The organism is Bacteroides sp. AF39-11AC (assembly GCF_003474285.1).
In the GTDB taxonomy this organism is placed as follows: domain Bacteria; phylum Bacteroidota; class Bacteroidia; order Bacteroidales; family Bacteroidaceae; genus Bacteroides.
On the sequence record NZ_QROH01000002.1, the window covers coordinates 125392 to 138749 of the forward strand.

The window sequence follows — 13358 nt, forward strand, 5'->3', positions numbered from 1 at the left end:
CTTTTTAGAATTTTACATTAAATCCGAAATAGACAGAAAGCATATCCGGATAGTTAACACTCAGATCCTCACAATTCGAGTACTTCACATGATCCAATGAAAACACATTGTTAGCACGTGCAAATATCTGACAGGCTTCCATCTTCGCCTTCTTTATCCACTGTTGCGGCAAGTTATAATATACATTCAGATTACGTAGCTTCAAGTATGAGCCATTAACCAACCACTGAGTACTGTTCTGAAAATTATTACTTGTATTCAGAGTTGTCAGACGGGGAAGATTGGCTATATCTTTCGTCTCTTCCGTCCAGCGTATATTGTCGTCCATATACCAGGTGGAAATATTGGTATTATTGCGCAAAGGCCAATATACATTTGCCGTATTCAGCATTTTGCTATATCCGCCAACACCCTGAAACAGCATATCCACGCCAAAACCCTTATATTCGAAACCCAAATTGATGCCATAATATAATTTAGGAATCGTAGAAGAGTGCCCGATGGCAATCCGGTCATTATCATCTATCTTCTGGTCATTGTTCTGATCTTTATACTTGATGTCACCGGGACGCACATCCGAGAATGTTTGTGTAGGGCTCTTCGCTATATCCTCTGCATCGCGAAAGTATCCAATTGCTTCCAAGCCAAATATCTGGCCGACAGGATAGCCCTTAGCGGATAAATAAGAATAAGGTTTATATCCTTCTCCATTTTCCACTATTTCCGTTTTGGCATAAGACAAATTGGCTCCAGCATGATAGCTGAAATCTTTCTTTGCACCATTCCAGTTCAGTGCCAATTCAAATCCCTTGGTATCGACAGCTCCCGTAAAAGTCTTGGCAATTTCTATACCCAATGCCGAAGATACCATATTGGCACCGTCAACCAGAATATTCCTTCTACGATCCATAAAATAATCGGCTGTGAAAGTCAAGTTCTTAAACAGACGCATGTCCAAACCTACATTGTATTTGTCAGAAACCTCGCATGACATATCCGAAATGGCCAACCGACCTTCTTTCAAACCACTTTGCGTACCTCCTGCATCATTCGTCACAAAACCGGCACCACCTACCCAGTACTGACGGTCTAAGTAATAATCAAAACCATCATAACCGGATCGCCCCCACGATGCACGGAGTTTTAGCAAATCGATGAAAGACGCAGACTCCATGAATGATTCGTTTGAAAGAAGCCAACCGGCCGAAACTGCCGGATAAGTACGAAAACGATCTCCTTTAGGTAATACGCTGGTTCCACTATGATTCACTACCACATCCAATAAGTAGCGATTGTCATAGCTATAACCTGCAGCAGCTGTAATATACTGACGATAACGGGATTGTGCCTTACCTGTAGGCGTCAACGACTCCTGACGGTACAGACCTGATATAGTAACAGCATGTTTCCCAAAAGTACGGTCATAAGCAACTTTAGTTTCCAGATTAGCACGTATGTATTGGTCAGCCAGTCCTTTATTATCAACTGTCAAAGCCTTATCATCTCCGAAACGTTCTGTATTAATCTGGTATTCGCCAGTTTCCGGATTCAATACCGAGGAATTTATCTCGTAGAGAAAGTTCTTGCTTCCGGTTTCCTGATAAGTTGCACTATTATCATAAGAAACAGCTATCTCTGCACTCAATCCTTTCGTTATTGCCGACAAATTCTGTATAATCCGCAAATCAGCCTGCAACATACGCTGATTCTCTTTATAATATCCGACATCGGCAATACGCGCAATCGGATTATCATTATACACAGTGTTACTACCCCAATAACCATTACTTGTTCTGACGGGAAAAGCAGCAGAAGGGGTTTTATATAAACCTGAAAAAATCTTATCTTCTGCCGTATTGGGACGTTTTCGCTCATATAGCATTCCCAGCATAGTCAACTTAACCATTGTTGTGGAAGTGACCTCCACATCCAGATTCATCCGAAAATTCAGATTATACTTCTTCATTTGTGTATTATAACGATCAGAATAATCAGTATAAGCCGAATTTAGTATGCCATAATCGTTTTTATAACTCAGCATTGTGAAATACCGGAGGCGTTTACCTCCTCCCTGAAACGTAAAATCCGCCTGGTTGTTAAAAGACTGGTTTCTCAATCCCTCACTCAGCCAATCCGTATCAGCATAGAGATCGCGGTTACTCCCATTCCTAAAAGCCTCTAAATGAGCATCGGTATACTGTGGTTGCAACCCATCCAGCAACAGCGCTTCATTCTTAGCCTGAGCGTAAGTATAAGCATCGACAAACTTGGGCTGATTTATAGGAAGTCCCATACCAAACCGATAGTTCACATCAATACTCATTTTAGCTTCTTTTCCACGCTTTGTGGTAATAACGACCACTCCATTCGCTCCGCGCGGTCCCCATACCGCTGTAGCCGCACCATCCTTCAATACGGAAACAGACTCTATTTCCGCTACATTCAGATACTCTAACGGACGGGGAAATCCATCGACTATTATCAATGGCTCTGCCCCATTCAGCGAGCCTCTGCCACGTACAATCAATTTAGCATTATCAGTCCAACCAGTCTGTTGCAGTACACTCAATCCCGGTAATAAACCATATAATGTATTATAAGGATTAGGAGTAGAATTCTTTTCCAATTCTTCTGATGTCACAGTAGAAACAGCCGACGTCTGACGTTCGTCAATATTTGATTTTGTTTTAATATCGCCATCAGCCATTGCCGAAACAGCATACAATAAAGCTATTCCGACTATATATACATTTTTCCTATTCATAAGTTTTCAATGTTTCTAATTAGATTTATTCTTATTCCCAACCCGGATTCTGCACGAGTCCATACTTCTTGTTTATTTCACCTTGAGGAATAGGAATCAGAAAATAACGATTATCCCAGCGTTCTATATATACACGTTTATGCAACATATCATATCTCACCTCATACGAAAGCTTATCATTTTCTTTGGTAATTCTTAATCTATGAAGTTTGGCTTTCAGATAGTCGTCTCTCTTCCACCGGTTTATATCAAAATAACGTATTTCCTCAAATCCAAACTCAACGGCACGTTCATGCAGAATAGCTTCGCGCAACTTCTCACCCGGCGTAACGATGCTTTCATCCAGTCCCGGCATATCCACACGATTACGTACCAGTTTCACATAATCATAGGCAGTTCTTCCGAATTTATCCGGAGTTGTGGCAAGTCCTAATTCGTTCATCGCTTCGGCTATATTCAAGTAAATTTCAGGCAAGCGCAACAATGGACAGGAATAGAATTTCTTCCTCATTTCAGTGCTCAAATCACGCTGAAATTTACGCATGCCATACCCGTTATATGCATTTTTCTGGAAAGAAGAAACCTTGGAGCCTTCACATGATTCACGACCACCCAACCAAACTTCAGCTGTACGCGATTGCCATTTATCACCATTTACAATCAAAGTTTCATACATCCGGATGTCTCGAACCGGCTTTCCGTTATCATCAAAAAACGGATGTGCTCTATGCACCGGATTATCCCAACTGAATGGAGTTCCATCTGCCATCTCAAACATATCCGCATAATTTCCAGTAACTCCGCTTGTTCCAAACTTAATTTGCTGGAAAGACTTACTGTTAGCATCATATGTGACGAAACGATGGGAAACAATAATGCACTCTCTATTGCAGCGATTGAAGTATGCCGCCGCAAAATCATCTCTCGGATTACCTGTATCGACTAAACGATAATAATTACCCTTAGCTTGGTTTGCTTCCAAAAAAGCCAATCCTGCATCTAAAGCATCTTTCCAGCGTGAAGCATCATAATTACCATACCAGGTATACAACTTATCAGACGCTTCTCCTTCCCTGAAAGGAGTTGCAAAATTAAACAACGGGCTTGCGGCAAACAATCGAGTCCGTGATTTTAGAGCCAGAGCGGCGGCGGCAGTCATACGGCCTTCGTCAGCCTCTTCCACACTCCACGGAAGAACTTGAGCCGTGGCATCCGCTATTGAATCTATTTTGGCAACCGTTTCTTCAACAGTCATACGAGTACAAGTCATATCATCATCTGCTTTAAAAGCATGATCAATCCATGGCATTCCTCCATAGTAGCGTAGCATTTGAGAATAATGAAATGCTATAATAAGGGCTGCCTCAGCCTTACGGACTTCTTTCTCCTGAGCAGACATATCCGGTACTTTATCCACATTTTCCAAATAAATCCATGCTTTGCGAATGCCATACATGGGCGAACATGCAGCGGCTTCCTCAGTAGTGCCCGCCGGATCTAGGCGATAAGGAAACTGACCGGTGTCTATCGCAGTCAACGTACCATTATAATATCCTTGTGCACCAGCTGCCTTTGTGTTTTCTCCCAAGTCGGTTATTGTTTCCAAAGTACCCCATGATAATCTACCATCGGTAGGCAAATAGTCCGGTAATGAGTGATATACTTCTGCCAAAGCTTGTTCTGCATACTTCTTGGAAGAAAAGACCGTATCAATAGTCACATCCGTACTAATAGGCTTTTCCAGGAAAGCATTACCAAACTTCAAATCTTCACATCCTGCTAATATGGATAAGAAACAAGCAGGAAGAAGTCCTATATATTTAAATTTCAATTTCATGTTATTCATTTATTTAGAAAGTAATATTAACACCTAAATTATAAGTCTTGGTAATAGGATAAGTATCTTGATTATTGGGTTTACATTCCGGGTCCATGATACCAAATTTATCGAAAGTCAGCAGATTATACCCCGACAGCTTAAGTCCCAGTTTACTGATACCTATTTTCTTCAATACTTGTATATCTGTAAACTCATACCCAATTGTCACAGATTTTAATCTTAAATAAGAACCATCTTTGACCCACAAAGTAGATTGCTTACTATTATGCGACAAGCTATTCTCTGAGAAACGGGGCATAGTTGCCGTCTCTGCCGTTTCGGGTGTCCAACGATTTTCTACATGATAAGAGAATAAGCCTAATGATTGTCCGCCTCCGTTACCGAAAGGTGTTCTGAACTCATTGGCCAGCACCAGCGAACGGTCCGTAACTCCCAACCAGTTCATTGTGAGGAACCATCCTTTGTAATTCACTCCGTAATTCAAACCGAATGTATAAGTGGGACGGGTCGGATATCCTATTTCGCATTGATCGTCCGTATCAATCACATCATCGCCGTTCAAATCTTTATATTTCACATCGCCTGGATATACAGGTACTTTTGGATCCGGCAATCCATCAATCAGTGTCTTTCCATCTTCTTTAAAATCAGCAGCCGAATAAAAGCCTTCGGATACATAACCGAAAATGGCACCTACAGATTTTCCGGTACGCCATAAATAAGGTTCATTGGGTTCTACCTCATCTTGTTCTATAATTTTATTCTTTGAATAAGATACATTACCATTGGCCCAATAACGAAAATCATTAATTCTATCTTCCCATTTCACTTCTACTTCATAACCATGATTCTTCACACGTCCCATGTTCACTACCGGCAAAATGCTTGATGTTAAACTAGAGATCATAGGAATAGTGGAACGACTGATTAAGATGTCCTTACGATCTTCAAAGAATATATCGGCCGTAACTTTAAGACGGCTCTTCAGAAAGTGAACATCAATACCGTAGTTTTGCTTCAAAGCTGTTTCCCAAGTCACGTTCCGGTTTCCAAGGCGTCTTTCTATCGCAGCGGGCGTCCAATAGGTCGAATTATAACCAAAATTATAACCATGAGGATATCCTTTCCACGCCGTTTGACTACCTTGCTGGTCCACCAAATAGGCATCCGACAGATAAAGAAAACGGTTATTATTCATATTGTCATTTCCGACCAATCCAACAGAAGCACGCAATTTTAAATAATCAACCACCTTTTGTTTCTTCATAAAAGGTTCTTCCGAAATTATATAACCAATAGAACCGGCAGGAAAAGCACCGAAACGTTTGTCCGGAGCAAAATTCTCCGAACCGTTGTAACCGAAATTAAACTCTGCCATATAGCGCGACTTATAATCATATGTCAAACGTCCGACAAGTCCTACGTAAGCAGCAGGAACATCAGAGTATTGAGCCGGATAGTATTTCTTACTTTGATTATACAGCAATAATCCGCCTACATTATGATTACCAAATTTACGATTGTAACGCAGACTTGCCTCCAGATACCAGTTACGCCCTCTTGTTGTCTCTTCGTCAAAGGCCAGAAACGGAGTAGCATAATCATTCAGCACTCTATAAACAACAGTCTTATTATAATTGGGATCATCAGTCAGCGGGTGGTCAGCTCCCGGCTGATATCCCTCCAACTCTGACTGGTAATGGGGTTCATATCGAATGGTTTGCGAACGTGTTCTGCTCTTCGAATAAGAGTAGGATGTATTATAGGCCCCTTTTACTTCAACAGAAAGCCCTTTGGTTACCATATCCAGTTTCTGAACCAGTGTCAAGTCCATATTCATGGTGTTGGCCGTCTTATCTTTATAACCTAAATCATAAAAACCCTTTAATACATTGTTATTCATCAAAACCCCTTCATATTTTTGAGAATTCATCACAATCAATTTCCCATCAATAACTCCCGGGCTACAGAAAGGCTGTGACAAATTGCCAAAACCTGCTCCCTTAGGTTCATGAGTCATACCAACAATTCCACCAAGCCCCAACTTTAAAACAGTAGACTTCGTCAAGTCCAAATCCAGATTAGCCAGATAATTATAACGGTTATAGGTATAATTATTCTTGTAGTCCAGTTCCTCAAATTGACGGAACAGACCATTCTGGTACAGGAATCCCAATGAAATAAAATAGCGTACTCTCTCCGTCCCCCCTGAGATATTGAGATTATGCTGTGTCTGAATGGATGTCTTATTCAGCAAATAATTCCTCCAATTCACATTGGGATACATGATAGGTTCATCATTTAAGCGAAATCTCTCTAATACATAATCATCAAATGAAGGTGATTTTCCGTCATGTGCTTTCATTTCATTATGGCATAAAGCATACGTATAACTATCCGCCATCTCCAACAAGCGCGTAGGTTGTGTCAAACCAAAAGAAGAAGACAGAGATATTTTCGCTTTTCCCTCTGCCCCTCGTTTAGTGGTTACAAGCACTACTCCATTAGCGCCACGCACGCCAAACACGGCTGTAGCCGAAGCATCTTTCAAAACGCTGACACTTTCTATCTCATTAGGATCCATCTGGAAGAAAGAACGCTCTACGCCATCTACCAATATCAATGGCTGCGAACCGGCTTCGGTCAACGAACCTACTCCACGTACATAAATGGAAGGATCTTCCGCACCCGGTTGCCCGCTTGTAGACACTGAAGAAAGACCGGTGATCTGACCAGCCAATGCATTGGCGACACTTGCATTGGGCGAACGTAACAAAGCTTCATTCTTTACAGATGAAATGGCTCCGGTCAATGTTTCCTTTTTCTGCACGCCATAAGCAACAACAGTTACTTCATTCAATTCATTCGCAACTTCAAGTAAAGTCACTTTTACATCTTTCTTGCCTTTCAAAGCCACTTCCTGCGTTTGATAGCCAATAAAGGAAATCACCAAAACCGCCTTCTCCGGGTTAGGGACACTCAGTCTGAATTTCCCGTCAAGGTCAGTAATTACTCCTATAGAGGAGTCTTTTAATCTTACGTTTGCTCCTATTACTTCCAAACCACTTTCATCGTATACAATACCTTGTACTGTAGTAACCTGAGCATGTCCTACAAGTCCGATACTGAGTAGAATCAGTAACCAGACCCATTTAAGAATCATTTTTTGCATCATAAAATTAGATTATGTATCTACCGCTTATGCAATAGACACGGTTAGTATTAAGATCAATTTTTCACTTTTCCAGATCACGCTTTCTCATCAATGCTTCCAAAAAATAATAATCTGCATAATTCAAGGGAACATCTATCTCTTGCCCATGAGGGATGCTTCCTACTGAATGTTTCAATAGAAAGAAACCATTCGTCCCTTCTTCAGCCCGATAAGCGGAAGTACTCAACGTTTCTATTATCAGATCGGCGGTTTCTTTGTATTTCGTACCGGGAAGATAGGTGTCCAGTTCATAGAGGGCAGAAGCTGTGATTGCCGCTGCTGAAACATCACGAGGTTCATTGGGGATATTCAATGCGTCATAATCCCAATAGGGTATTAAATCCGTCGGCAGATTTTTATTAGTGAAAATAAAATTGTAGATATTCTGTGCTTGCATCAGGTATTCAGTGTTATATGTATAGCGATAACACATCGTGTAGCCATAAAGAGCCCAAGCCTGTCCTCTGGCCCAAGCAGATTCATCTGCATATCCCTGCGCAGTTTGTTTGCTTCTCACTTCACCGGTTTCCGGGTCATAATCAACTACATGGTAACTACTGTAGTCGGCACGAAAATGATTCTGTAGAGTCTTATCTGCATGACTGACCGCCATAGTATAATAGATGGAATCCCCAGTCAGTCGTGCCGCTTCAAACAGGATTTCCAGGTTCATCATATTATCAATGATAACCGGACATTTCCAGCCCCGCTTGGCTTGCCAGCCCTTATCCGCATCCCATGATTGAAATACCCCTGCTTTTCCACGAAAGCGAGTGGAAAGCGATTTTGCCGCCTGCACAATTACCGAACGATAATCCATTCCTCCTACCCTCATACCATTCAAAAAGCTGCATCCTATCATAAACCCTACATCATGATGCCAGGTCAGGTATTGAGCAGAATCCAAAGCTTCAGTATACTTCACTGCCAGAGTTTTCCACTCCTCATCTTCTGTCAGATTATATAAATGCCATATACTACCCGGAAAGAAACCGCTGGTCCAGTCACTATAAGAGACATACACTATGTTTCCTTCCTTATCCAGCGTACGGGGATTCAAAATCTCTTTAGTATTCTCTATTAATTTAACTTGCGAAGAGTACTGCGCTACTGCATTTCCGATATTATCAGAAATAATATCGCTTACTGCAACGGGGGTCGGTCTACATCCCCCTAACACAAATAGCAGAAATCCGACTAATGTTAACAAAGAGTTTCTCATATACAAATTATTAATTAAATGCTGCTGCAAAAGTAGATCACTCGTAAAAAACAGAACCGTAGCCGCTATACAGAAAACATACATTGTCAGTACATGCGCCCTCAATACAAATAATGTACTCAGGAAGCACCTATTTTGTACATAAACGACAGCTGCGACATCTTTATTTTTAATTAAAAAGAAGTACATTTGCATTATTGTCTAATACTCAAAAAATACATGATGAAATTAAAAAGCTTCTTTCTTCTAATTTGCTGTTGCATTTTAGCTCTATCCGGCAGCAAAGCACAAGATATTTCTTTCAATCATCTGACCATAAACGAAGGATTGGCACATAACTCCGTCATGTCCATTTATCAAGATCCAAAAGGATTTATATGGATTGGCACACGCAATGGGGTCTGTTCATACAATGGCAAAGAGTTTACCACATACAAATATCGTAAAGACACCCCCAACAGCCTTATTTACAATAACATCTCTCAAATCACCGGCAATGGTGAGGATGAGATTTACTTCATGACTTCCAAAGGTATATCTGTTCTTCAGCTAACAAAGAACCAGATATCAACCCTGATTCAGGGAACTGTGCGTTCCATGTATTATCATAAGCAACTCTACATTACCCTGAATAATATAATCTACCGCTATGATGGCAAGCAATTCAAGGAGTACTATAAAATAAAAGAATTAGATAGCTATATCACTTCTTTGTACATTTGTGATGAATTCATGCTGATAGGTACTGTAAATCAAGGACTCTTCCGCTTAGATTGCCACAATCAAAAGCTTAGCAGGCTCTTACCGGAAATTTATGTTGAAGATATATTTAAAGACTCTACCGGTAAGTTCTGGATTGGCACCATGAACCATGGCATTTATATAATGAAAGAAGATTCATTTACCAACTTCCAACATAAACAGGATGACCCTTCCAGCATCAGCTCCAACTTCATCCGATGCTTTTGCGAAGACAAGCAGGGCAACGTGTGGATTGGCACATTCAATGGGCTCAATAGATATAATGCTTCCAGCCAGACGTTCACCAACTATCAAAAACAAAATAAAGAAAGAAGTCTTACCCACTCTTCCATCTGGGCTTTACTATGCGATAAGCAGGGTAGCATTTGGATTGGAACCTATTTCGGAGGCATTAACTATTTTCATCCGGAAAATCAGGTATACCGTCATTACCAGATTTCATTTCGAGAAGGAGAAGGACTCAGCTCTCCTATTGTAGGCAGTATTACCGAAGACAGTCAACAGAACTTGTGGATTTCAACAGAAGGAGGAGGAATAAACAAATACGACCCCAAAAGCGATAAATTTCAATGGTACAAACATACTGAACATTCAAACAGCATCTCGCACGACAATGTAAAAGCCATATATTATGACAAGAACAAGGAAGCTTTATGGATAGGCACTCACATGGGAGGACTCAACAAATTAAATATTCAAAACGAACGCTTCACCTACTATCCTTTCGAGAATACTCAATCGGAATCCTCTCTTTCAAGGACAATTCGAGATATTATACCTTATAAGGACAAGCTTATTCTAGCTACACACGGTGGAATAAGCATATTTAACACGAAGACCGGCCAATACAAGCCTCTTTTTCAAGATAAATCCAATAAAATTCATTTTGCCACTTCTGTATGTGTGGATCATCACAACACTCTTTGGATTGGCGGTGATGGAAAAGCTGTATACAGATATTCATTCACTAATAAAGCTTTACAAACCTACAAGCATAATCATGCTTTAAAGCAAAGCATCAGTAGCAATAGCGTCAACCGAATCTATGAAGATAGCCAGAAACGCTTATGGTTCTGCACTAATGAAAGTGGCATAGACTTATATCGATATGAAACAGATGATTTCGAAAATTTTGATGAGCAACATCATGGATTAGGGAGTAATTATGTATATGATGTATGCGAACTCTCACCTGACAAACTGCTATTCATTACCGATTCCGGTTTTTCCATATTGGATTATCCCACCCGCAAATTCCAGAATTACAATAAGAAAAACGGTATACCGCTATCAGCACCTAATGAACGTTCCGTTTATAAAGCAAGTAATGGAAACATATTTATTGGAGGTGTAGATGGTATGATCTCATTTAAAGCCGAAGCTATTAACTACATCCCACAAAGTTATGATATTTATCCCTTCCGTTTATTAGTAAACGGTGAAGTAGTCCAAGTAAATGACAAGAGTCAAATACTCAATAAAGATTTAACGTATTCACCCAAAATTACATTGAAATCCAGTCAATCCATGTTCAGTATTGAATATACCACTACAAATTATATACCTTTCAACCAAGATAAAATAGAGTATTTCCTAAAAGGATTCTCACAAAACTGGACTCAGATGCGTAATCAACAGGCTATCACGTATACAAACCTGAATCCAGGTAAATATACACTCATTGTACGCGCCAAGGGTAACCCGATTGTTTCAGAGAGCAGGTTGGATATTGAAATTCTTCCCCCTTTTTATCGCACGGCATGGGCCTATCTATTATATACACTATGCATATGCAGCATCCTCTATTACCTGATCCGCATGTATAATAACCGCATCAAACTACAGGAATCTCTGAAATATGAAAAGAGGCATGCTGAAGATATAGAAAGGCTCAACCAAATTAAACTGCGCTTCTTTACCAACATTTCACATGAATTCCGTACCCCACTCACGCTAATTATCGGACAAATGGAAATGCTGTTACAAATGCGGTCTTTTGTCCCAACTGTCTACAACAGGATATTAGGAGTCTACAAGAGTAGCCTGCAGCTAAGAGAGTTGATTACCGAGTTACTTGATTTCCGCAAACAAGAACAAGGCTATATGACAATAAAAGCCAGTGAATCAAACCTTGTCGATTTCGTATACGAAAACTTCCTACTTTTTCAAGAGTATGCCATACAGCACAAAACATCCTTCCATTTCCACAAGACACATGACAATATCCCTATCTGGTATGACCCGAAACAGATGCAAAAAGTGATGAACAACCTTCTCTCAAATGCGTTCAAGCACACGAAGGAAGGTGGTTGCATTTCGGTATCTGTAAGAAAAGGAAATCATGAAGCCATCATTGAAGTAACTGATAATGGAACCGGAATCCTGCCTCAGGACATCGATAAGATTTTTAACCGTTTCTACCAAACCGAGCAAATAGAATCGCCCACTTACACAGGAACCGGAATCGGTCTTTCACTGACTAAGGGCATTGTGGAGCTACACCATGGTACAATAGAGGTTTATAGCGATCCGGGAGAAATAACAACTTTTAGTGTACATCTGCCCAGTGGCAAAGAACATCTGACGCCTGAGCAAATGAACGAAAAGAAAAGTGACTTGCAACTTACTTTACCAAACGACACTAATCCGGCTTTTTTTCTGGATGAACATGAATTTGACATACTGAATACAGAGTCGGCCATCGAAAAGAACAAAGAAGCCAAAATATTGATCATAGAAGATAATGCCTCCTTACGTGAAATGCTTAAGAAACTATTTGAAACATTCTATAACGTAATGACGGCTTCTAACGGAGCGGAAGGTTGGACTATTGTTCAAGCAGAGCACCCTAACCTTGTATTAAGCGATGTAGTGATGCCTATTTTGTCAGGAACGGAACTGTGCAAACTGATCAAAGAGAACATCGATACCTGCCACATCCCGGTTGTCCTGCTGACTGCGCAAACTGCTGTCGAACACAATCTGGAAGGACTACGCATTGGAGCGGACGACTATATTACCAAGCCATTCAACATTAACATCCTGCTATCCCGCTGCAACAATCTTGTCAACAACCGGATTATGCTGCAAGAGAAATTCAGTAAACAGCTTCAAGCAATGCCGCAGATGCTGGCGACAAACCCTTTGGACAAAGCACTCATAGACAAAGCTATGAGTATCATAGAAATACATCTCGATGACACCAATTTCAATGTAGATGTCTTTGCACGCGAAATGGGAATCGCCCGCACCAAACTATTCAATAAATTAAAAGACATTACCGGGCAAACGCCTTACGACTTCATAATCACCGTTCGCCTGAAACGGGCAGCACTCATGCTGAAAAATAATCCGGAACTAAACATATCGGAAATTGCAGACCATTTAGGTTTCTCTTCACCCAGGCAATTCACCAAATGCTTTAAGGCTAAATACCACATCATCCCACAAGCATACCGAAAGAATAAAACGCCCGGTGACGAAAAGGATGTAGAAAACGGAGAAGAAGAGTAATATGTACTCAACAAGCATGTTTCATGTATAGTGAATACACGTC

General features: G+C 40.6%; 5 protein-coding genes. 1 reads left to right on the plus strand and 4 read right to left on the minus strand.

Annotation, left to right across the window (positions count from 1 at the left end):
• Positions 1 to 4: 4 nt before the first annotated feature.
• From DW036_RS03335 to DW036_RS03350, 4 genes are all read right to left on the minus strand, one after another.
• A complete protein-coding gene (locus DW036_RS03335; RefSeq protein ID WP_118461280.1) occupies positions 5 to 2764 on the minus strand; it encodes a SusC/RagA family TonB-linked outer membrane protein in 2760 nt (919 codons plus the stop codon).
• A 31-nt stretch (positions 2765 to 2795) separates the two neighbouring features.
• Complete coding sequence (locus DW036_RS03340; RefSeq protein ID WP_118461282.1) at positions 2796 to 4601, minus strand: RagB/SusD family nutrient uptake outer membrane protein; 1806 nt, start codon at positions 4599 to 4601, stop codon at positions 2796 to 2798.
• Between the two features lie 13 nt (positions 4602 to 4614).
• Entirely contained in the window at positions 4615 to 7776 is a 3162-nt protein-coding gene (locus DW036_RS03345; RefSeq protein WP_118462010.1) for a TonB-dependent receptor, read from the minus strand.
• Between the two features lie 64 nt (positions 7777 to 7840).
• Positions 7841 to 9040 (minus strand): glycoside hydrolase family 88 protein, encoded by a 1200-nt coding sequence (locus tag DW036_RS03350; protein ID WP_118461284.1) that lies wholly within the window; start codon positions 9038 to 9040, stop codon positions 7841 to 7843.
• A 219-nt stretch (positions 9041 to 9259) separates the two neighbouring features.
• On the opposite strand from DW036_RS03350, the gene DW036_RS03355 reads away from it, so the two are divergent.
• Positions 9260 to 13315, plus strand: coding sequence for a hybrid sensor histidine kinase/response regulator transcription factor (locus DW036_RS03355; protein WP_118461286.1), 4056 nt, complete (start codon positions 9260 to 9262; stop codon positions 13313 to 13315).
• Positions 13316 to 13358: the final 43 nt, after the last annotated feature.

Bases quoted from the DNA above. Each gene is read 5' to 3' on its own strand.
- DW036_RS03335 (WP_118461280.1), bottom strand. From the start codon at position 2,764: ATGAATAGGAAAAATGTATATATAGTCGGAATAGCTTTATTGTATGCT.
- DW036_RS03340 (WP_118461282.1), bottom strand. From the start codon at position 4,601: ATGAAATTGAAATTTAAATATATAGGACTTCTTCCTGCTTGTTTCTTA.
- DW036_RS03345 (WP_118462010.1), bottom strand. From the start codon at position 7,776: ATGCAAAAAATGATTCTTAAATGGGTCTGGTTACTGATTCTACTCAGT.
- DW036_RS03350 (WP_118461284.1), bottom strand. From the start codon at position 9,040: ATGAGAAACTCTTTGTTAACATTAGTCGGATTTCTGCTATTTGTGTTA.
- DW036_RS03355 (WP_118461286.1), top strand. From the start codon at position 9,260: ATGATGAAATTAAAAAGCTTCTTTCTTCTAATTTGCTGTTGCATTTTA.